The sequence below is a fragment of the Pseudomonas sp. HMSC067G02 genome, assembly GCF_001813485.1.
In the GTDB taxonomy this organism is placed as follows: Bacteria; Pseudomonadota; Gammaproteobacteria; order Pseudomonadales; family Pseudomonadaceae; genus Pseudomonas; species Pseudomonas aeruginosa.
Genome location: NZ_KV812607.1, coordinates 1 through 20,318 on the forward strand (window position 1 = coordinate 1; position 20,318 = coordinate 20,318).

The 20,318-nt window shown below is 62.8% G+C and carries 29 protein-coding genes; 3 read left to right on the top strand and 26 right to left on the bottom strand.

What is annotated here, in order from left to right; genetic code table 11:
* Window positions 1-105: 105 nt before the first annotated feature.
* Window positions 106-417, top strand: a complete 312-nt coding sequence (locus HMPREF2914_RS00045; RefSeq protein WP_023981169.1) for a DUF4258 domain-containing protein — start codon at window positions 106-108, stop codon at window positions 415-417.
* 17 nt (window positions 418-434) lie between these two features.
* Window positions 435-869: a helix-turn-helix domain-containing protein gene (locus HMPREF2914_RS00050; protein WP_023118775.1), complete on the top strand. Its 435-nt coding sequence runs from the start codon at window positions 435-437 to the stop codon at window positions 867-869.
* Window positions 870-929: 60 nt separating this feature from the next.
* Here HMPREF2914_RS00050 and HMPREF2914_RS00055 read toward each other — a convergent pair whose 3' ends face one another.
* The 13 genes from HMPREF2914_RS00055 to HMPREF2914_RS00115 all read right to left on the bottom strand — a co-directional run bounded on the left by HMPREF2914_RS00055 (window position 930) and on the right by HMPREF2914_RS00115 (window position 11,177).
* Entirely contained in the window at window positions 930-1,202 is a 273-nt protein-coding gene (locus HMPREF2914_RS00055; protein WP_031278684.1) for a hypothetical protein, read from the bottom strand.
* A gap of 45 nt (window positions 1,203-1,247) precedes the next feature.
* The gene (locus HMPREF2914_RS00060) at window positions 1,248-1,562 is read right to left on the bottom strand and encodes a hypothetical protein (RefSeq protein WP_031278687.1); all 315 of its coding nucleotides are present in this window, start codon (window positions 1,560-1,562) and stop codon (window positions 1,248-1,250) included.
* A gap of 579 nt (window positions 1,563-2,141) precedes the next feature.
* Window positions 2,142-2,423 carry a hypothetical protein gene (locus HMPREF2914_RS00065; RefSeq protein WP_023981173.1) on the bottom strand — a complete coding sequence of 94 codons (282 nt, stop codon included), beginning with the start codon at window positions 2,421-2,423 and terminating at the stop codon, window positions 2,142-2,144.
* Window positions 2,424-2,984, bottom strand: a complete 561-nt coding sequence (locus HMPREF2914_RS00070) for a hypothetical protein (protein ID WP_023981174.1) — start codon at window positions 2,982-2,984, stop codon at window positions 2,424-2,426. It abuts the gene before it with no gap.
* A 4-nt stretch (window positions 2,985-2,988) separates the two neighbouring features.
* A complete protein-coding gene (locus HMPREF2914_RS00075) occupies window positions 2,989-3,180 on the bottom strand; it encodes a hypothetical protein (protein WP_023092534.1) in 192 nt (63 codons plus the stop codon).
* Window positions 3,173-3,760, bottom strand: a complete 588-nt coding sequence (locus HMPREF2914_RS00080) for a hypothetical protein (protein WP_023093253.1) — start codon at window positions 3,758-3,760, stop codon at window positions 3,173-3,175. The genes HMPREF2914_RS00075 and HMPREF2914_RS00080 overlap by 8 nt, the downstream gene beginning before the upstream one ends.
* Before the next feature lie 29 nt (window positions 3,761-3,789).
* On the bottom strand, window positions 3,790-5,448 hold the full coding sequence (locus HMPREF2914_RS00085) for a hypothetical protein (protein ID WP_023981175.1): 1,659 nt from the start codon (window positions 5,446-5,448) through the stop codon (window positions 3,790-3,792).
* Window positions 5,445-5,849, bottom strand: coding sequence for a hypothetical protein (locus HMPREF2914_RS00090; RefSeq protein WP_023092531.1), 405 nt, complete (start codon window positions 5,847-5,849; stop codon window positions 5,445-5,447). The genes HMPREF2914_RS00085 and HMPREF2914_RS00090 overlap by 4 nt, the downstream gene beginning before the upstream one ends.
* A 10-nt stretch (window positions 5,850-5,859) precedes the next feature.
* Window positions 5,860-6,405, bottom strand: coding sequence for a hypothetical protein (locus tag HMPREF2914_RS00095; RefSeq protein ID WP_023092530.1), 546 nt, complete (start codon window positions 6,403-6,405; stop codon window positions 5,860-5,862).
* Window positions 6,405-6,815, bottom strand: a complete 411-nt coding sequence (locus tag HMPREF2914_RS00100; RefSeq protein WP_023093251.1) for a hypothetical protein — start codon at window positions 6,813-6,815, stop codon at window positions 6,405-6,407. The genes HMPREF2914_RS00095 and HMPREF2914_RS00100 overlap by 1 nt, the downstream gene beginning before the upstream one ends.
* A gap of 2 nt (window positions 6,816-6,817) precedes the next feature.
* A complete protein-coding gene (locus HMPREF2914_RS00105) occupies window positions 6,818-8,521 on the bottom strand; it encodes a hypothetical protein (RefSeq protein WP_023981176.1) in 1,704 nt (567 codons plus the stop codon).
* Between the two features lies 1 nt (window position 8,522).
* A complete protein-coding gene (locus HMPREF2914_RS00110; protein WP_003098501.1) occupies window positions 8,523-9,026 on the bottom strand; it encodes a hypothetical protein in 504 nt (167 codons plus the stop codon).
* A 9-nt stretch (window positions 9,027-9,035) separates the two neighbouring features.
* Window positions 9,036-11,177, bottom strand: coding sequence for a tape measure protein (locus HMPREF2914_RS00115; RefSeq protein ID WP_023981177.1), 2,142 nt, complete (start codon window positions 11,175-11,177; stop codon window positions 9,036-9,038).
* Here HMPREF2914_RS00115 and HMPREF2914_RS32240 point away from each other — a divergent pair.
* Complete coding sequence (locus tag HMPREF2914_RS32240; protein ID WP_124128807.1) at window positions 11,176-11,355, top strand: hypothetical protein; 180 nt, start codon at window positions 11,176-11,178, stop codon at window positions 11,353-11,355. The genes HMPREF2914_RS00115 and HMPREF2914_RS32240 overlap by 2 nt on opposite strands.
* 5 nt (window positions 11,356-11,360) lie before the next feature.
* Here the strand turns inward: HMPREF2914_RS32240 and HMPREF2914_RS00120 are convergent, their stop codons facing one another.
* The 13 genes from HMPREF2914_RS00120 to HMPREF2914_RS00180 form a co-directional block, all read right to left on the bottom strand.
* The gene (locus HMPREF2914_RS00120; protein ID WP_023092526.1) at window positions 11,361-11,726 is read right to left on the bottom strand and encodes a hypothetical protein; all 366 of its coding nucleotides are present in this window, start codon (window positions 11,724-11,726) and stop codon (window positions 11,361-11,363) included.
* A 55-nt stretch (window positions 11,727-11,781) separates the two neighbouring features.
* A complete protein-coding gene (locus tag HMPREF2914_RS00125) occupies window positions 11,782-12,567 on the bottom strand; it encodes a phage tail tube protein (RefSeq protein ID WP_023092525.1) in 786 nt (261 codons plus the stop codon).
* 23 nt (window positions 12,568-12,590) lie between these two features.
* The gene (locus HMPREF2914_RS00130) at window positions 12,591-13,028 is read right to left on the bottom strand and encodes a hypothetical protein (RefSeq protein ID WP_023981179.1); all 438 of its coding nucleotides are present in this window, start codon (window positions 13,026-13,028) and stop codon (window positions 12,591-12,593) included.
* Between the two features lie 12 nt (window positions 13,029-13,040).
* Window positions 13,041-13,634 carry a hypothetical protein gene (locus tag HMPREF2914_RS00135; protein WP_003098513.1) on the bottom strand — a complete coding sequence of 198 codons (594 nt, stop codon included), beginning with the start codon at window positions 13,632-13,634 and terminating at the stop codon, window positions 13,041-13,043.
* Complete coding sequence (locus HMPREF2914_RS00140; RefSeq protein ID WP_023981180.1) at window positions 13,631-14,182, bottom strand: hypothetical protein; 552 nt, start codon at window positions 14,180-14,182, stop codon at window positions 13,631-13,633. The genes HMPREF2914_RS00135 and HMPREF2914_RS00140 overlap by 4 nt, the downstream gene beginning before the upstream one ends.
* Window positions 14,183-14,191: 9 nt before the next feature.
* Window positions 14,192-14,374: a DUF7210 family protein gene (locus tag HMPREF2914_RS00145; RefSeq protein ID WP_023092522.1), complete on the bottom strand. Its 183-nt coding sequence runs from the start codon at window positions 14,372-14,374 to the stop codon at window positions 14,192-14,194.
* A 22-nt stretch (window positions 14,375-14,396) separates the two neighbouring features.
* Complete coding sequence (locus HMPREF2914_RS00150) at window positions 14,397-14,717, bottom strand: head-tail connector protein (protein WP_023092521.1); 321 nt, start codon at window positions 14,715-14,717, stop codon at window positions 14,397-14,399.
* Entirely contained in the window at window positions 14,710-14,988 is a 279-nt protein-coding gene (locus tag HMPREF2914_RS00155; protein WP_023092520.1) for a HeH/LEM domain-containing protein, read from the bottom strand. Before HMPREF2914_RS00155 ends, HMPREF2914_RS00150 begins: the two co-directional genes overlap by 8 nt.
* A gap of 45 nt (window positions 14,989-15,033) precedes the next feature.
* Window positions 15,034-16,236, bottom strand: a complete 1,203-nt coding sequence (locus tag HMPREF2914_RS00160; protein ID WP_023092519.1) for a phage major capsid protein — start codon at window positions 16,234-16,236, stop codon at window positions 15,034-15,036.
* 10 nt (window positions 16,237-16,246) lie between these two features.
* Window positions 16,247-16,900, bottom strand: coding sequence for an HK97 family phage prohead protease (locus tag HMPREF2914_RS00165; RefSeq protein ID WP_023092518.1), 654 nt, complete (start codon window positions 16,898-16,900; stop codon window positions 16,247-16,249).
* The gene (locus HMPREF2914_RS00170) at window positions 16,878-18,101 is read right to left on the bottom strand and encodes a phage portal protein (RefSeq protein ID WP_023092517.1); all 1,224 of its coding nucleotides are present in this window, start codon (window positions 18,099-18,101) and stop codon (window positions 16,878-16,880) included. The genes HMPREF2914_RS00165 and HMPREF2914_RS00170 overlap by 23 nt, the downstream gene beginning before the upstream one ends.
* Window positions 18,101-19,828 (bottom strand): terminase large subunit, encoded by a 1,728-nt coding sequence (locus HMPREF2914_RS00175; RefSeq protein ID WP_023127397.1) that lies wholly within the window; start codon window positions 19,826-19,828, stop codon window positions 18,101-18,103. Before HMPREF2914_RS00175 ends, HMPREF2914_RS00170 begins: the two co-directional genes overlap by 1 nt.
* A 3-nt stretch (window positions 19,829-19,831) precedes the next feature.
* Window positions 19,832-20,318, bottom strand: a 487-nt coding sequence (locus tag HMPREF2914_RS00180) for a phage terminase small subunit P27 family (RefSeq protein WP_256561967.1), incomplete at its 5' end; no start/stop codon positions are given.

The following is a 20,318-nucleotide window of genomic DNA, read 5'->3' on the forward strand; positions in this document are numbered from 1 at the left end:
CTCTAAAAACTGACGCACTTCATCGTCAAAATCTCACAAACCGATTGACAAATGCGTATTGCGCCTTACGATGGCGTGACCTATAAAATTTATAGAAAAGAGAGAATGAGCCAGCTCCTCCCATTCCCGCTTTCGAAGAGAAAGGCGCTCGAAATCATTCGAGAAATCGCCCAGACCTCTGGAAGGGTCTTCTACACGAAGCATGCCAGAGGGAGGATGCAAGAACGATGCATCAGCATGCCCGATGTGATGGATTGCCTAGAGAAGGGTCAAATCACTGAGGGACCGTTTCAGCCGCCGAATGGCAGCTGGCAGTTTACTATAGCCTGGTTTAGGGCAGGGTCACCCCTACAGGTGGTCGGTGCGATTGATACCGACGAAGACGGGAATTACCTAGTCATAGTGACCACGATATGAACGATAGGGGAATGAGAATGTACCACTACGTTGAATGCGGATTGCCCAATGTGTGGCTCCGCAACGGCTTCGTGGTGAAGGATACCGCTTATGGTGAAGCCGTTGCCATCAAGGACGTGAAGGGGCTACACGATGTGATAGGAAAAATGGTTGCTGAAAAGCCGACCCCGCTTAGCGGTGCCGAATTTAGGTTCTTGAGGAAAGAGCTTGGTCTTTCTCAAGACCGTTTGGCAGCTATTGTGGGGATGACTGGACAAGCAGTGGCTCTTTGGGAGAAGAACGACAAAGTGCCTCTGGTCCATGATCGCTACCTTCGTGGCCTCTACCTTGAGGCGAAGACGGGAGAAGCTGATCTGATGGCTTCAATCGACAAGATCAATGAGCTTGATCACGAGCTTTATAAGCTCAACTTGGAATTTGAAGGCCACTGGCACAGCAAAGAGTGCGCCTAACTAGACTTCAGCCCCGCTTAGGCGGGGCTTTTCATACCTGGGTGAGCGTTTGCCCCCCCATCAGCGCTCGGCCTCATAGACCGCCACGCCCTTCCCAACCGGAATCCACTTATCCTCCGGATCACCAGGCCGACAGATGGCCACCTCTACCTCGGTGCTCTTCCCTTCAGCCGGCTCAGCCGGACGAATGGCAGCGTGCCGCAGCAAGCTATCCATGCCAGGCACGAACGTGCTCTCGGAGCAATGGAACGACCAAACCCCCGCCCGATTCGCATCGTTCACCTTCCGATCAAGCTTCAGCGTCCACCCTTTCTTGAGTCTCACCACCAGCACGGCCATGCTCCCATTCAAAATGGGTAGTCTACACGCTGCAGGCTCTTACCTCGGCAGATCAACAGGCCCGTCGAAATCACCCGGAACGGGAACAGGCTCAGGGTATCTGGCAGCATGGGTCGCACCTGCCGGATATCTGTAGATGATCCACACCGAAATCGTGTCGCCTCGCCGCCGAACCTGGTAGACGGGATATGGATCGGCGAAGTCCTCCATCGTGAGTTCGGCGCCATCGGCGAGGTCGGAGAACGCATAGTCACGCCCCTCCACGGTGAGCACGCCACCCGAAACCGAGACGGTTGTGTAGTCGCCAAATTCTGCGGGACCATACTGCGGCGAAAGAACAAGCAAGAAGTTCATCAGAACCACCTCCCAACAGCTATCGCAGAGATCGATGTTGCTGTGCCCGTCGCCCTTGAAACAATATCGAATGCTCGCAGCGTGATACCTGACGCACTTGCTATCCCTCCAACAGTGCCCCAACCTGCTCCAGTCCCCCAGCGAAATAGCCCAACGCTCACGGTTGGGCTGCCCGAGAACGCGAGAGGGAACGACCATGAACGGGTTCCGGTAAACAGACTCCCATAGGCAGCATCAATCGCCTGATCGGTAACACTGGCGTTGAACCAACATATCTGTGTTCCGTCGGCATATCGCACGTAATCGCCATTTGCATTCGCGCCGCGCTCAATAATCGCACCAGACGGTATGCCGCTCGTCTGAGAGACTGCGCCGAGAATGCTGTCTCGCGAGTACAAAGCCCCAGTTGAACCCAGGGCAGCTCTAACTGCAGCACTCCCAAGCCCAAGGGACGTGCGCGCGCCAGCGGCGGTTGCAGCGCCGGTGCCGCCGAGGGCAACAGGCACCGTGTCGCCGTCCCCGAACTCTCGAAGCGAGCCATAGCCGTTGCCGTCGTTCTGCAACTTCGTCGGTCGTACATCAGCCATTGAAAAGCACCAGTAGGTTGAGAGTTGCGCCGCCGGCGGTATAGGCCGGCAGTTGGCCGTCAGGGTTCATCGTGAGCCGAAGCATGGAGCCATCGGCGAGATACCCAGGAACAGCCGCTGGGATGCGGACGTTCATCGGATAGGCCACCACCACCCCGGCGCCGTTGGTGACGAACTGGTCGTATCCGGCGCTCCGCCGGACGAAGTAGATCGCGTTCGGCTCCAGCGCGGCAGGCAGTTGCGCGACGACCTTGTGGGTCTGGAGGACGGCCATTTACCAGGCCGCCCCGTTCCACTCCGCCGGAATCGGCTGCCCGCCGAACCGAACCAGGCCCGACTCCTCACTGAACTTGTCCAGCGTCGACTTGTTCGCGTGCGTGTGCGCTTGGGAAACGGCAGTGTCGATCTGCGCCGGCGTCGACGTCGGGCGCCCGTTGATCGCGTCCCAGTTGATCTCGACGTCCATCGACTCATACTCGGCCACTTTCAGCCATGCGCTGGTCGCCGGGTTCCATGCGTACAGCGCAGCGCCGGATTCGACTGTCGGGTCAGCGCTCGCATCCTGAACCAGGACGAAGATTGCGCCCTCAGGCTCCAGAGCATCGCGTGCAGCGATATCGGCTACAAACAGGATCGGCGCGCCTGTGCCGGGCAGGCTGGCCAGCGCCTCGTTGATCAGCGCGTTGATCATCGCGCTGTTGCCGATCGAGCGCGCCACTCCCGCGCTGTTCGTCAGGTAGGACTCCGAGTAGCTGCCGTTCTCGACGAAGTAGAACGAATCGGGTTCCAGCGTACCCGGCAGGGTCGCCACTTTGAAAAATCGAATCTGGGCCATGTCATCACCAGTCAGTCGCGCCCCATTGGGCACCGTCTACGCCATCCCTTCCGGGAGGCCCCTGGTCGCCCGCAACAACCACAAGCACATCGGCCGGCGGCGTCACGGTGACCGCGTATTCCTGCATCTCGCTGAGCACCAGCGGCTCGCTATCGACCTCGATCGCCAGCGCCCATGGCTCGGCGGCGTCATCCATCGCACCCTCCCCCACGGCTCACAGTGATCGGCCCGCTGTAGTAGCGATGGACCGTTCCATCCGGGTAGGTCACGTCCACGTCGTAGACCGCCGACGCCCATGCCAACGCCGCGGTATCGGAGGCCGATATCTCGCGCGAGATCGTTCCGGCGCCAGCGATCTCAAGGCCGGAGCCGAGCGCCAGCGTCATCAGCACCGTCCCATCTGGCGCATCGCGGATCTGCATCCGTACCTCGGCGCCAGCCAGGTCAACAGGTGGCTGGTAGATCAGTTGCCCGCCAACAGGCGCCAGCCCAACGGCTGACAGCAAGTTGATCTCGATCATGTCGTCGTCGATGGACGCGACCCGGTGAGGCAGTTGCCGAAGCCGGGTGCGGTTCAGTTCGGGCATGCCCTGGACGCCATCGATCCAGGCTAACCAGGTGTCGGGCAACCCGTGGCCGGGGATGGTCAGCCGGACGGGAGCGGTCGACGCGATCTGGGTGATCGGCCGGTAGACAAGGCTCGGTTGCATGATCCGCATCGTGTCGCGGAACGTCGCCCCTTTTTCAATGCGCAGGGGTACACAGGCCGGCGTCATGCGGCTTCTCCTTGAAGTAGTAGGAGGGGCTAAACCCAACTGGTCAGGTACTGGATGCACTCCGGGCCGCGAGAGAGCTCTCCGGTGATCGGGTTGCAACTGGCTCGCACCCAGCGGTCGGCTGGCTCCCAGAAAAATCCGCGCCGGTACTCATGCGCGGGCTTACTCTTGGTCAGGGTGTCGGTAACCGTTCCAGAGGTCACGCCGCCGAGGCGCACGGCCGGCCCCTGGCGAACGCTGACGGTTGTTGTGGTCTGCCCCTCGGGATAGTCGAACGGATCGCGGATGTGGCAGATGGCTGCGCTGTTGTTGCTCAACGCGGCGAGCCACACTTGGTGCTGGTCTTGGTTGGCCAGCATGTTCTCGTCATTCACCAGCCACTGATAGGTCGCAACGGTGTTGACGATATGCATGCCCGGGGGGAATGTCGTCGTCGGCGGGGTGACCACCGGCCCACCCGTATGGTCTGGGTCGGTATAGGTCGTGACGTCATCCGGCTCCCCCGTACACTTCACCGTCCGCGTGATCTGCAGTCCTGTCCCTGGGATGTAGATCGCCTCGAACTGCTCTGTCAGTACCGTGCTGTCGACAACTGATCCGGAGCCGCTCAACAGCGCAACCTCGCTGCTTCGCTCCGTCGCTGTTCTTGTCGTCACGCCGGGCTCGTTGCGGTACTCCTTAAGCGCATAGTGGCGTCGGTTGTAGCGCGCGGTATGGATGTTTCCCTGGGCGTCATACCAGGCGGTCAGCAACCCGGAGGTCTGGTTCCATTCCTCTCGATAGAGCGTGGTTTCGATGGGATCGCCCGGCTGACTGCTCTCGTCGGTCACCTGATGAACCGGATTACCGAGCGCGGCCTGGCGATTCTCGATCACGTCTATTGTGACCGTCTGACTGTGATCCGCCTCTGGATCTCGGATATCCGGGGCAATGGTCACCTCGACGAGACCATACAACCCCTGAGGGGCTCCAGACGGGGACGATCCGCTGACCACCGACGTTCCGGGCGGTGGGTCAATCTGCCGCATCCCGTCACCCTGTGTCACCACAACCCCCAGCAGCAACCGATTTCGGTAGACCCCGAGCAGCTTCAGGTAGTCAAGCTTGACGTTTTCACCAAAAAACCAGTAGTCGAAGTTGCTCCCGAGCAGATCTTTTACCGCACACTCCGGCTGTCCTGCGCCCTGTCCAACATCCTCAAGCGTTATCTTCTTCCGAAGGGCGTGAATCGTTCCGCCCTTTGTCCAAAAATCGAGGTAGTAGCTGCCCTGCTCCACATTGAGGTAGATATCCACATACAGCGGGCGCCGCGGCTCCTCGTCGCTAGACCACCAGAGGGGGAGCCCCCTGAATGGGGCGTCGCCTGTATAGGACTGCCCTTCGGCCGAGGTCGTCGCGCCGCCGTAGTACAACTGATAGTCGTAGTTGCCTCCGCCTCGGAGGATCGTTCGCCCCCACCACTTCCCGCCCTGCTCCTCGACCTGCGGGTCGCCCTGGTCCGGTAGGCCCATGTCGAACAGATGCGTGTGATTCATCGGCCAGTTGCCGTAGTACGCGATCGCTGGGCGCGTCGCCCCGTTCGGCAGGGTGACGTAGCCGGCCAGATCCTTGTTCTGCTGGCGAATCTTTCCGTGCCACGGCCAGCCCATGCGAACGACCTCGCCGTCCCAGGGCATAAGTTGATTCATGCCTTGAACTCCATGCGGCCAATATTCGAGCCGCCATCCTGCATCTCGAAGCTGGTGACGCGCTTGAACACAACGACGACCAGGCCATCGGTGCTCACGATCTCCTCGTCGGCCACCGTGCGCTTCGACTTGTCGGTCTCGGCCAGCGGCCAGGACACACCGCCCCCGCCGATCTGCTTGCCGGCGGGGTTGTAGTCGGCCCTGCCGCGCGCAGCATCCAGGGCGCCGCGGGGGTCGATCTTGCGCAGTGCGCGTGCCTGACGCTCCGGCTCGATCAGCCGGTTGAGCGCCGCGGTCAAGCCCTGGTCCCCACGCCGCTCCGCTTCTACCCGTTGACCGCCGGCGCGGCGGATCGCTTCATTCCTCGCGCCGAGGCTGCGGCGCTCATCTGAAAGAGCCATACGCTATCTCCTACGCGTTCAGCACATCGCTGAACACCAGCATCGACAGGGTGAGTTCGTCAGCATCGAAATAGATGCGCGCCCACACCTCGCCGTTGAGGTCATTTGCATTGATCACGAACCCATACGACTCCTGCGCCGCCCACTGCCTGGAGGTGCCCACGATCGACATACCTCCGGGCAATTCACCCGACGTAACCCTGATTTGCAGTTGTTGCCCGCTCGGAGCCCAGGTTCTGATATTCAGGTCGAACTGTCGGGACGTGCTGGGATCGATTCCAATTGCGGCGGTGCCAAGCTCGGGAATTGCGAACAGACGGGCATCAACAAATGAGTGTTGAGGCCCGAGGAGGAACTGGCCGTCGGTATTGACATGCAGCACCTCGCTCGGAGCGCTGCCACCGCCACTACCCAGCTTCACCCAATCGGCACCGCTCGCGGTGCCCTTCGCCAGGTATAGCGCGCCGTTGTTCGTGTTCACGTAGTGAGCACCGATGCTTGGTGGCGGATCGAGCGGCTCCCCGGCGCCGGACAGGACGTGCGTAACAGTTGCCATCAAATGTTCTCCATGATCAGGTTGTTGCCGGCGTCGTCGACCAGCGTTGCGCCGGTTTCGTCGACAAGGGTGCCGCCAGACGCCCCGGACTCCAGAGCCTGGATGCGCGCCTGGAGCGTCATGAGGTCACCAGCGGTGACTGCGGCGTAGATCACCGTTCCCGTCGGCCAGTTGCCGTCGGAGGTTCCTTCCTGGGCGCGCTCGATCGTCACCACCCCACCGGCGCGGGCGGTTGCCTTCACGATTTCATGCTGCGCGCCAGCGTCATCCGCCAGCGTCAACAGCACCCAGCTACCGCCGGAGAGAGGCAGCAGCGCGGCGGCGGCATCCGGCACCGTCAGGCTCAACGCGCCAGGCGACAGCCCTACGCTCAGCGTCGTCTTCCAGTTGTTGATCCAGGCTCTCGCCATCGCTACATCTCCAGTACGTCATCAGGTACAGCTACCCGGTAAGTGGCTGCGATCTCCGGCGCATGTTCGTCCCGGTAGGTCTCCGGAATATCGTTTGCAGTCAACGAGAAGCGCCGCGGGAACAGTTCGGCGCCGGGATCGCGATTGCTCCAGTTGCCCGAGAAACCATCCGCCTCATCGTCATACGCGGGACTTCCGTTGCGACCTCCGAGCTGCGTCGTAAGTTGGCCACCGCCCGACGGTGGGCTGGCGGGATCGGACGAGCCAGCCGGCGGAACAAGTGGGTCTGCTGCGCCCCCGCCGCCTCGCATGACCGCAATGGATAGCGTGGTCAGCGCGCTGCCAGAGGCGAGATCGAATCGGTCAACGATGCGTCGGCACTTTCCAACTGCCTGCGCACCTTGGTCGGCGAGGCGGAGCGTGTGCACTAGATCGATCGGCAGGATCATGCTGGTGGGTACATCCCAGATCACGGTCGTACCACGGTGCGCCGCAACGAGCATTGTTGCTCCCTGGGCCAACAGGCAGTTCAACGCAGCCAGGCGCCGGCTCTCGTCCTTCTCATCGCTGTGTCCTGTGCTGCCGCCGGTGATCGGATCGCTTTCCCAGCGCGAAGCCTTGTCCGCCTCGATCTCGAACGAGGCGCGCTGCCGACCAACAATCGGGCCGGTCGCCGCAACGCTCGGCTGAACCTCCATGACCAACCGATAGCGCTCGGTAACGGACTGCACCCAGCGTCGGCCAGCAATCCAATTTCCGCCGAGCAGCAGCTCGGTGAAGTTGTTGACCCATGCCGCCGGCGGATTGCAGTAGACGCCCGTGGGCGGCAGTGGATACCAGGTCGCATAGAACAACGTCTGACCGCTGCTCTCGGTCGCCGAGGTGATCATCTCCACATCAGGTAGCTCGGTGTCGTCGCCGCGCCAGTTGCAAAACCCTGCCTCGCCGACCGCGTTCCCCGTGCCGGGGTGCTGCCAACCATACGAGGCGTTCAACTGCCAGAGCCGGCTGAATCGGTAGTCGCACTCGATCTCGACCCTGTTCGTCTGCGAGCTCAGGTCACCGAGGCTGACCTCCACCGAGTTGTAGACTGTGGACCCGGCGCCGAACTCGAACGCCGGAGGCTGCGAGAACAGACTGGACACACGCAGTTCGCCGGTAGGCGCGCAATCCAGGGCCGCGGCCACGGTCGTCAACCGCTCTTGCGCGTAGTCCCAGCGTGAGCGCCCCTCGACAGGCTCGAACACATCTGATGACCACTGGCCGCCGACCAGCGCATCGATCTGCGCGATCTCCATCGCTTCGATGCGCTGCTGCAACTGATCGGAGCACCGCGCAGTCAGCGTCCGCCCTACAGCGTCGAACGTCGGGTCCGCGATGCGGCCGGTGAATCTCACCACGTCTGCGGTCACGCCCTCGGCAGTGGAAAGGTAGCGGATCGTGACCGCCCGCCCCACCCACGACGTCGGCGAAACCGGGTCAGTGCCGAGGTACAGCGTGAACGTAGCGGTGCCAGAGGCGCCTTCCTCGCGGTCGACTTCTACAGCCCCAACGAGGCTTGCCGTCCAATCCTCATCGTCGACGAGTAGGCGCAGGCGCCAGGCAAACGCCTGACCAGGCTTGATCTCGACAGGGCCATCTCCGCCGCCGGCCGTGCCGAATCCGTTCAGCGGGCCGGCGTTCAACGGCATGCCGTTCAGCAGCATGTCAAACCTCCTGCCAGTTCAGGGTCCATCCGTGCGCGGCGTTCATCGACGTCGACGGCGGGTCCGCGAACACGTTGAAGCGAGGCATGAACTGGACCATGTAGAGCGTCGCTGCCGGACGCTCTGTAACGGTCACGACCAGGCCTGCTCGCACGCATGGCGTCGGCACCCAGCGCCCCTCAACCAGCGCCAGCGCCCACGGCTCCTTGTCCGTGCGCGGCGCCTTGGGCAGCGTGAACGCCGGAGAGTCCTGGGCGATGCTGATCGGCTGGATCGCTTGCATCTCTAGTGATGATCGGTAGTCGAGCGCGTCGAGCCCGACCGGCACAAGGCCCGATCCGGTCAACGTGCCGGAGAGCTTGCCGTCCCAGTGGGTCAACTTCACGCCAGCACCGTCGCTCATCCTGACGACCGTCGCACCGAACAATGGCTCCATCGACTGATCCGGCGCGCCGGCTTCTGGCGGGATAGGTACTCCGCCGAGCGTAATAACCGGGTAATCCATGCCGTTCTCCTACGGACGTGCGGTGCGGCCTCGCTTGAGCGCCTGCAGCCGCAGAATGTCGTTTACCGATCGCTGATCCCCGAAGACCGAGATAGTCGAGCCGCCGAACGACAGATCGATCCGCCCCAGGTTGGGGAGTTGCCCCGAGCTCGGCGCCGCTGTCGCGACCTCGGCGGCGGCCGGCGACAGCCCGTCGAGACCGCGCAACCCGGCCAGGCGGCTGGCAAGCGCCGAGACGCTGTTCGGGAACACCTTCTCCGCGCCACCGAACGCAACCAGTTCCGGACCTCGCTCGCCGACCCATGCAATGCCCGGCGCGGCGCTGTTGGTGCCGGTCGCGTAGCCGGGGAAACTGACCGGTGGCGTGGTGCCGCTCACGGCGGACATTTCGCCGGTGGGCACCAGTTGAACAGGGATCAGGACAGGCGTTTCAGACAGCGCTTGCAACTGTGCCTTGATCGCCTCGATCTCCTCCGGCGGAAGGTTGAACGAGATCTCGATGCCCTGGAGCGCGGTCGCCGCATCGGACAGCTCCGCGATCCGCACGCGGATGCTGTCGAGCTTCGCGTCTGCCTGCGACTGCTGCAGATCGTTCGCGGCGAGTTCAATGGCCTGGAGTTCCTTAGCGAAGCCGGTGAACCCGTATGTGTTCTCTCCGGCCGCCTGCAGTTGCTGGAGCATTTCGAGCGCCTTCTGCGCCTGCGCCTGTGCCGTCTCGGCATCGCCCTTGCGCAGCGCCTGGGCGGCGGACTGCTTGAGGGTCTGCGCAGATGCATAGCTCGGGTCACCGCCGACGCCGGCTTGTAGCCCAGCAATCGCTTCGCTGTAGCGCTTCTCGATAGCCAGGCGGTCCTTCCGCACTTTCTCAACCGCTGCCAGCGCGCCTTTCTCGGCCGCCTCCTGCTTCTTGAGAGAGTCCTGCACCGCCTTCAGCCGGCCGTCACGCACTTGGCGCAGCGCTTCGGAGTACGCACGCTCCGACGAGAGCGCAGCTTGCTGCCGTGCGTCGTCGACCGCCTTGACCTGGGCGGCGGCTTCCTCGGCCGCCTTGCGCGCCTCCGCCGTCATGCCGGTCTGTTCTTCCAGCAACTGCTCGCGGTACTTCTTGAACGCTGCCAGGCGCTCGCTGATCTGCGCGTCAGACATGAACAAGTCGACCACGCCGAAGCCGTCGTCGGCGGCCTGAAGCTTCTGGATTTCCTTGTTCACCCTGTCGAGCTCAGTGACGTTCCCGGTCACCCGTGCAGCCAGGTAGCCCAGATCCTCTCCGAAGCCGGAGAACAGCGAGCCACCTTGAGCCGCTGCGGCGGCCAGGCGAACCAGGGCGCTGGCCAGCGTGGTCAGGTTGCCCTGAATCGTCGGGTCGGCAAGTACCTCCTTCAGTTCCTTCAGCGACTCGATCAGCGGGCCGGTGTCCGCCTGGCCGACGCCGCGACGGATGGTGTCTTCGATCGCCGTCCATTCCTTCGAGACGGAGTCACCGAACGAGGCGAGTTCGCTCTGTAGCTTGGGCAACTGCCCGATCAGCGCGTCGGTGACCACTGCCGCCGTCAGCTTGCCCTCCGCCGCCAGCGCCTTAAGTGCCGAGGTCGGCACGCCGATGCCATCGGCCAGAGCCTGCATCAGGCGTGGCGCCTGTTCGGCCACGCTGTTGAATTCGTCCCCACGCAGAGCGCCAGCACCCAGCGCCTGGCCGAACTGGGTCACCCCGTTCTCAGCCTCGACCGCAGAGGCGCCCGACACGCGGAACGACGCCGACACAGCCTCGGTGACCTTGAGGATATCCTGCTGGGTGCGGCCCGCTTCCTTGAGCGGGCGACTGATCCGCCCGTACAGCGTAACCAGCGCCTCAACCGGCTGGCCGGTGTTGTAGGCGATGCGCTGCAACTCCTCGAGGGCGGTGTTGAACTCTTCCTGGGATCCGGTTGCCAGCCGCAGGCGGGCGTTCATTGCCTGGTAAGCGTCGGCGGTGTTCGCTACCGCCTTCACCCCGGCGGCCAGCGCGCTGAACGTGAGATAGCCTGCGAGCAGCTTGCCGCTTGCGGCCAACGCCTTGTTCGTCACGTTGAGGTCGCGGTTCACCTCGTTGAACATCTGCCGGGTGCGGTTCACCCCCTCGACGATCAGTTGCGTGGTCAGTCTACCGGCCATGATCGAACTCCTGCAGGAACTGTTTAAACCCCTTCAGGGGCGCGCGTGCCGCGCGGCGAAGGAACAGGTGGTCGCGCCGGTCTTGCTTGACCTGTTCGCCGACCTGCTCGAGGAACACCTCGATCTGTTGAAGCGTCATGCGCGAAACCTCGTCGAGACTGAAGCCCGCGCGAACTAGGTTGGTTACTGCTGCTGCCCAACCAGCGTTGCCAGCGTCGTCACTGCCGCTTGCTGGGCGCGGGCGAAAAAAGCGGCGTTGACCCGTATCACTTGCATGACGATCTGCATCGCCACGTCGACCGGTAGGCGCCAAACGCGCCAGCGGCTGAGGTTCGTGGTCCTGCGCAGGATCTTCCTCAGCTTGGCCGAACCGGTCTTGCCGAACTGCAGGATGGCGGGAACGGTGCCATCGCTCAGCACCTTGAGCAGGTCACTGGCGATATCCCCGAACAACTCGAAGTCGGCGAGGCGGACGTGCCGCACGATCACCGGCGCGCCGTTGACGTAGATGGTTTCAGGTTCGGGAAACAGAATTCCGAGGTCAGACATGGGCCACCCAAATGAAAAGGCCCGCCATCAGCGCGGGCCGGTTGATCTACGGCCATCAGGCCGCGTCGGTGTTCTGGATTTCCCAAGTCCAGATCGCGGCCTCGCCGACGTCGTAGATGTTCGGGTCGGATAGGAGGCGAATCTGCACAGGGATCACGCCGAACTCTGCGCCCTGGTTCAGCGGCAGGCCGCCGTTCAGGCTGATCCGCGCATAGAAGCAGGTGATGCGTCGTTTCTCACCGTCGCCGGCTTCGTTGGTCTGCTCGAACATCACCCGGTAGAACTTGCGGCCGGTGGTGAACGGCTTCACCAGGTCGACAGTCGGGTAGGTGTAGCTGACCTCGATCGGCAAACGCTTCAACCCGCCATCCGGCGGAGCAGTGGTCGCGTTGATTGCGTCGGCCAGCGTGCCGCCCGGCAGAGGCCGGATGCCGCCGGGGGTGACGGCGTAGTCAACGCCACGCACATAGGTCGGCGTGCCGCCGGATCCGGTGACGCTGCTGACCTCGAGGGGAATGTGCGCCAGGCGGATAATTCGGTCGACGTAGGCGTCATGCACCTCGTCGGCGACAGTTCCCGATGGTACGCGCTCGACCGATCCATAGAGAATCGTGCCGGCGGCGCGAGGGGAGAAGTTGACGGCCTCGCCGTTGATGTTGATCGCCGTGGTCGACGTTACGCCATCGAGTTCGGGCAGACCGAGGCGCGTCGGGTCGGGGATGGTGATCTCGGTCGATTCTGGTTCTGCGCTGGTCGTCTGAAGCTTGAACAGCTCTTCGAACACGAAAGAGGGATAGGACGCGACCGAGGTAGGGCCGCGGAACAGTTGGGTGTAGAGCATCGTTTTCTCCTCGGCCTGGCCGATCAGTTGTAGGTTTCGACGTAGATCACGCCGATGGTTGCGGTCAGGGTGTGGAAGTTGCGACCGGACTCGGCAAACTGCGCCACCGCCTCGTCGATATCCTCCACAAGCCCAGGGAACTTGCGCTCCGGCTGGTCTTCTCCGAAGCCAAGGGCGCGCAGAATGTCGACGTGGACGTCATCGAGTTCGTGCTCCTCCGCCGATCGCGGGAATACAACCTCGACTTCGAACGTGCGGAGCCTGGTCGCCTGGCGTACCGCCGTTCCGGTTCGCGCGTCGTTCGCGACTCGCACAAGGGCGTAAGGCCCGCTGGCTTTGTCCGGCACTCGATCTGTCGGCCCGTAAACTGCCCGCAGGTCCGTCAGGTAGCCGTTTACCGGGCGAATATCGCCCAGGCGGGCCCGCAGGTCGCGTGTGACCTGGCTCGCTTTCGTTCGCATGGTTGGTTTTCCTCAGACGGCCTTTTCGAGTTCGCGGCGGATGCGCCGCTCGAACTCTTGGCGCAGAAACGCATTGGTCCAGCGGATGGTCTTCGCCGTAGTCAGCAGCCTGAACCAGTACGCCACCGACGGGCCTTGTGCTTCCTGCAGGGCGCGCCGATAGGTGTAACTGGTGACATTGGGCGAACGCCCACGCGCCGTCCTGGCTCGCTGACTGCGGGTAGACAACGGCCGCTGCAGCCGCCCCGATGGGTTGACGAAGCCTGCGGCAACTTTCCGACCGTTCGGGCCGACGACATAAATCCTCGCCCGCGTCGAGTTGATTGGCTCGAAGATCCAGCGCCGGTATGCCGTGACGTTGACGCCAGACGACGACGGAATAAGCCTCGCGTTCATCCGACCCGCCCTCGCGCGCTTGATCACGATCCGACGGTTGGCGAAGGCACTGGTGAACGCGGGCCGCATCGGTTCGTTGTAGCGCTGCTTCCTCGTCTGCGTCGCCGTGGTATTCAGCGCGCCGCGCATCACTGGATCAACGCGCCGGCCGGCTTCCCGGAGGCGCGCTTGCGCCTGCTCGACGCCGACCAGCCTGATCGGCGCCCTCATTGCACACGCTCCAGCCAGAGCCCGCGGACAAAGCCGTCGTCGGTGCCGTCGGCGTAGTCGACGACGTAGTAGCGCACTCGATCCACCTCAAGCAGATCGCCCACCTGCACCCTCCCCGTCTCGATCAGCGCAACCTCGGCGCGGATCCTGTAGGCCGTCGCCTGGCCGTTCTCGTCCAGCCAGGGAGCATCGTAGTTCAGAAACACCCGGCAGTTTCGCGGCGGCGCACCATCTGGCCGGTATGTCGCCGGCTCGCCGATCAGCTCTGTTGCGGTGATCGCCAGTTCGGCCCGACGACCAGTGAAGTCGCGGGCGCTGTCGATGTGGAAGAGGCGCCCATCGGCGCGCAGGTAGCGTCCTTGCCGAATGCGCTCGTCCCACCAGGCCCGAACCTCAACCTTCGCCGGGTTCCGCAGCCCACCCGGAAACGGCGGCTCCGCGTTCTCCTTGGTCTGAATGCCGCACCAGATCCAGTCGATGCATCGCGGCGCCAGGTCTTCGTCAAGCACCAGCAGATCCGCCGGCGTGTCGAGCCGTCCTGCACGCATCGCTACCCCCTACTTCTCTTCGGCCTGGGTGGAACCCTTGGGCGATTTCGCAGGGGCTTTGCGCGACCTCAGGTCGAGGGCCTCGCCATTCGCTACCAGGCGCTCACCGTCCTCGGGCGTGGTGTCGAACGGCTCGCCAGGCTGGACCAGGCGGCCGCCGCGATAGAGCGGCTGTATCGCTTTGAATTGCATGTTGCTCTCCTTTCGGTTTGCCCTAGCGCAAGTTCATCCAGCGGTAGGGCTCCCAGAGGTATTGGGTGGCCATCGGAAGCTCCGACGTAATGGTTCCGATGACTGCTGACTCCCGGTTCGAATACCAGTGCGCGATCAGCATCAGCGCGCCGCGGCGGATCGATCCCGTCATGCGGATGGAGTTTCCGACGGGGTCCGGCAGCGGATCATCCGGAGCCAGCAAGGTCCGGTTGGTCCGAGCGTTGAACACCTCCACCGCATCCGTGATCAGGCCCTGGATGTACTGATCGTCCTGGGAGTGGCGAACCCGCAGATGCTCCTTCGCCACGCTCAGGTCAATCATCGTTCGGGACCAGCGCGAGGAGCGCTTCCTTATTGGCCCCCTTGTCGAAGGGGATACCCTTCGCAGTCAGCAGGGCCTTCAGTTCCGCCATGGTCAGCTTCTTCAGGTCAGATCCGCCGCTGGAACCGTCAACGAGAGTGGCGACCCCCAGGTGATCCACTGCCACCAGCGCGCAGCGGTCGGAAACCTCCTGCTCGCCGACGTCCACGGTTATGACAACGTTGCCGTCCGGAGAGAACGGGAACGCCTTTTCGACCAGAATCTTGGGCATTGCAGTGTCCTCCAAGGAGGGCCGGCCAGCGCCGGCCCTCCTACGTTACGCGGCCGAGAGGGTCAGCACCTTCACCGCCTGGGAGTCGACGAGCATGCCGCCGACGCGCTTGGTGGTGTAGAAGCCGACATAGGGCTTGTTGGTGTAGGGGTCGCGCAGAACGCGGGTGCCGATGCGGTCCACGATGGTGTAGGCCCGCTTGAAGTCGCCGAAGGCGAGGGCATTCGCGTCAGCCGCGATATCCGGCATGTCCTCGTTCTCGGTAATGCCGTAGCCGAGCAGGCTGGAGGGCTGGCCGACTTCAAGGCCAGGGCGCCACAGGTAGTTCCCCTCGCTGTCCTTGAGCTTGCGGACGTAGGCGACCGTCAGGTTGTTCATCATCCAGACGCCAGCACGGCGATAGCCCGCCTTGACCGCTTGCACCAGGTCAATGAGGTTGTCGCCGTTGAGGGCGCCGGCGTTGCCACTTACCAGTCGCTGCAGAGTGCCGTAAGGACGGGTCTTGTCGCCAGCCACTGCGAAGGGATATGCCAACAGGCCCTTGGGCTTGTTGACGCCATCGCCCAGCAGGAATGCGGAGCCCTCCTTCTCGGAGAATTCCCGGCCGACTTCGCTGTTCAACCAGCCCTCCGCATCGAAGAACATATCGTCGAGACTGGTCTGGGTGGCTTGCGGGTTGGCGTAGAGCTCGCCCATGACGGCGTTGATCTGCGCCAGGGTCGGGGTACTGGTTTCCGGTCGTGGTGCAGTTTCGCCGACCCAGCCGGAGCCGGCGCCGCCCAGATTTACCAGACGCTTGTAGTCCGGGGTGCCGACGGTGATCTGGTTGCACACCTGGCGCATCGGCGACTCGTCGCGCAGCAGCTCGATGATGTTGCGGTCGAGTTCCTCCGGGACAGCGTAGCCACCATCCGCATCGACGCCGATCTGCAACGCCTTGGCCTGCAGTTCGCCCAGACCGGTATCAATGCCCTTGCGCACGAACTGCATGAAGGCGGCCTTGTGCTCGCTCGCGGCCTTGGTGCCGGTGCCATCCGGGCGCTTCATCCCGGCCAACTCCTTCTCCAGCGCCGACTTCATGTCGTCCAACTGGCCCAACTTCTCGTTGAGGGTTTCGACCTGCTCGACCAGCTTGCCCTTCTCGGCCTCCAGGGCCTCGACGCGCTTGTCGTTCTTCTGCTTGAACTCGTCGAACTTGGCGCCGAGTTCTTCGGCAACCTGTTTTACATCTTGGATATCAGCGGGCATGGGGTTCTCCTCACATGCGATTAATCAGGGATTTCAGGGAGTCGAGCGCGGCGCCAGCATCCGCATCACGCGGGCAAGCAGCGCTGTAGCCTTTGGCCATGAAGGCCTTGGCCTGGGAGCCAGAGAACCCAACCTCGCGCAGGGCTCGCTCCACTTTGCTCGGCGGCGGCGTCTCGCCGCGCGCCAGCAGGGTTTTCACATCGGAGATACGGGCCTCATCGTTGGCCGGGAAAGTGACCAGAGATACCTCCCAGAGGTCGATAGCCTTCAGCAGCCAGATGCCCTTCTCCTTGTCGTACTCGTAGTCATCGAGCATGTAGCCGATCGATAGGCCGGAGAGGCTGCCGGCCTTCATGTGTGCATGAGCGCGCTTCGCGAGGGGGTCGTCATCGATCAACAGACGGCCCTTCACATACAAGCCGTTTTCGTCTTCGCGCATCTCTGTGTAGGGCCCGAGCGGCTCGGCGCTGTCGTGCTGCCAAAGCATCGCGGGCAAGCGCCCCTTTTCCTTCCAGCGAGCCAGCGAGGCCTCGAAGGCTCCTCGAACAACCACGTCGCCGTAGCTGTCGACGACGCCGAACACTGAGCCGTAGCCCTCGAACTCGCCGGTATCGCTGACTGCCTTCAGCGTCAGCGGCACATCAAGGCGTTGTTTTGTCAGCATCGAGTGCCTCCGGATTGGTGGTCATGTTGGTCGGGGTCAGGTAGATATCGCCGCCGGGGCGGGGATTGAGGTCTTCCAGTTCGCGGCAGTCGTTGGGGCTCAGAATCCCCCACTGGATCCCCTTGCCGTATGAGGTGTATCGCCCGTTGAGGTCGCCCCTCATCAGCGCGCCGGCATTGAACTTGGCGAAGTGGGTTTTCGCATCCTTCTCGCTCAGCAGCCCGACTCGGATGCGGGCCTCGATGCGCGTGAGGATCGGCACAAGCGAGTAGTTCACGAAGCTCATGCCCATGTGCTCGATATTGTTCAGCGTCATCTTGTCGAGGTTCGCCACCAGGTGAGGCGGGACGCGGAACAGACCGCACAACTGCGCCTCGGTCATCTTTCTCGACTCGATGAACTGCGTGTCCTGGGCGTTTAGGCTGATCGGCTTCCAATCAAGCCCCATCTCCAGAATCATGGGCTTGTAGGCGTTGGCCGTCCCCATGTGCTCGCCCTGGAACTGCGCGGACAGGCGTTCGAAGGCCTCATCGCTCAACGTTTGGTCCGTCTTCAGAACCCCGGAGGTAACCGCACCATTGGAGAACAGCTTGGCAGCGTGAGTTTCCATCGCCTGATTCAGGCCGATGACCTGGCGGGCATAGGCGATGGGGTTCAGCCCCGTTAGGCCATCAAGTGTGAACAGGCGGACGTGCCAGATTTCGTCCTGGGAAAGGGTCTCGACGCCGCTCTTGAACGTGACGTCATACTCAACAGTCCAATCATCTTTCAGCTTCGGTTTCACCGCCGCCGGGTTGATCGGCAGCAGTTCCACCACGTTGCCGAGCGCCATGACCTTGTAGGCGTAGAAATTGCCACGAAGACAAAGGCAGACCACCAGCAGCTCCCAGAACTCTTGCGCGGTCATGTACCCGTTCGGCGCCACTGCGAGCACGTCATACAGACGGTTGGACAAGGCCGGAATCCGCTCGCGCTCCGTCTGTTTGAAGAGCCGGCAAGGCAACATGCCAACCGACTCGGCCAACACCCGGACGCAGTTGAAAACAACGGTCTGTTGCATGGCGGTGGTGGTAGTGACCCGCTGCCCCGACTCCGTCTCATACGCAACACCCAGCACCTGCGCCAGCTTTTCGGGCGTATCGATGATCAACGGGTCAGAGCCCTTGCCGAACCATCGGCCCAGCTTCTTCAAAATTCCCATCAGAGCTTCCTGATACCGTGTTTCACGATGTGGTCGGAGAGGGTTTCTTCCGGCGGCTCCTGCGCAACGACACGCCCGATCGCCATGATCAGCGCCACAGCACCGTCGATCTTGTTGTCCTCGCCTTGCTTGATCGGGCGAACGACGTCGTCATTGCCCGGCAGGAACTTCCCGATCACGTTCCCTATGCACCAGGTCATGATCGGGTTGCCGTCGTGGTGGAACCGGCCTGAGGCGATGGCCGCTTCGAGCTCCTTCATGGGGGAACTCATGTTGGTGTAGTTCTGGGTGATGACCACTGGGGTCAGCCCTTCGTCGTCCAGTTCGTGGCTTATGCCAGTCGCGCCGAACGGGTCAATCGGACTCTCGCGAACGGGGTTGGCCTCGTTCGCTTCCAGCGCTTCGGCGAGGATCTCGCGGTAGTCCACCTCTGCGCCGGCGGTGGCGTACAGGTGGCCGGCGTTGAGCCAGGCCTGGAACCGCTCGGCCATCCGCTTGTTGTCTTCGTCGTAGACCCGATCCTCTGGCACCCAGAAGCGAGGCGACACGCAGTAGTAGTGCCGTCGGCCGTCGATATCCCTCCAGAACAACCGCGCCATGCTGTTCATGTCGAGCTTGCGCGCCAGGTCGAAGGCCAGGACACACTCCTCTCCAGCGAACCGCTCCAGCGTGAGCGACTTGTCCTCGCAGGCCTTCCACAAGGCCATGTTGAAGAACCCAGTCTTCGCCGAAACCCAGATGTTCAGGTGCTTCGTCTTGAAGGTGTTCGTGAACCGCGCCGAGCGGATGGCGCGAGCCAACTGGCTCTCCAGATACTCCCGATAAACCGATACGCCGATGTTCGGGTTCGCCTTGGCCAGGTTCTTCGGGTCCGTCCAGTCGTCCCCCTCGTCGAGGGTCCAGATCCAAGCGAACAGTTCGTCGTCCGGCACCACGCCCGACAACATCTCGATCGCCTGGCGGCGCTTGTCGTAGCACGGTCCCTCGATGTTCGCGCCGGCCGTGGTGATGATGAACATCAGCGGTTGTCGGCGAGCGCCCATGCCGGTCAGCATCGTGTCGTACTGGCCGGAGTTGTCGTGCTCGTGGAACTCGTCGATCAGCGAACAGGACGGGGAGGAACCATCACCAGGGTCACCGATGATCGGTTCGAACCGTCCGCCATCGGCGGGGGTATTCATGTTCGAGGCATTCACCTCGATGCCGGCGGCGGCGATCAGCAGTTCCGAGCGCTTCACCATCAACCGCGCGGGCCGGAAAACTTCCCATGCCTGCTTCTCGGTGGTAGCGCCGCTGTAGACCTCGGCACCGAACTCGCCATCCGCGACGAACATCGAGATTCCGGTGCCAGCGGCGATCACCGACTTGCCGTTCTTCCGCGGTACCTCCCAGTAGCTTTCACGGAACCGGCGAAAGCCATCAGCCTTTTTCTTCCAGCCGAAGGTCACAGCCAGGCCAAACAACTGCCAGGCCTCAAGCGAGATTGTCAGTTGGAGGCGCGCCCATTCCCCCTTCGTGTGGGGAAGAAGCTGGATCAGCTTCAGCTTCTTCTCAGCGGCTTCGGCGTCGAAGTAGAACGGATAGTCCCGACTCCGGCTCTTCTTCAGGTCGGAGAAATGCCGCTCGATCGCCTGGTGGATATACAGGCAGGCGGGTACCTTCCCCTTCAGGACGGTCTTCGCCCAAGCCATCGCCTTGTCGACGTTAGCGCAGGCGGCCTTTGCCATTGCTTACCTCAGTAGTTCAGCGAAGGGATTCGCCTCCGGCTTCTTGTTGCCTCCGATGAGCCGGGTCCGGCTGGAGGGATCCAGGCCGAGCAGCGAGCCAAACGTCACCATCTGGCGCATCGCTTCGTTGGCGGCGGTGAGCGCGGGGTTCTTCATCGGGCTGCCTTGAGCACTCGTTACTGTGATTCCCGAGCTCTGCACTTCCTCCTCAGCCATGCGCCACTTGTCGTACGCGACGCAGAAAGCCTCGACGTTGTGCATGTCGGTAATGGCCAGCACGCCCGCACCGAGTAACTCCGGCACGATCATCGACCACATCTCCGCAGCGCGAGGCCGAAGGTGGCCCGGCGCATCGATATCGGTCACATCCGAAAACTTGGGTTCGTCCTTGTTCAGCGCCCGTTTGCCGGGGTTTCCGGCGAGCGCCTTCTTGGCTGTCGGCTTTGGCTTCCGGCCCCGGCCGGCCACTCTGGCGACGCCTGCCATCGGG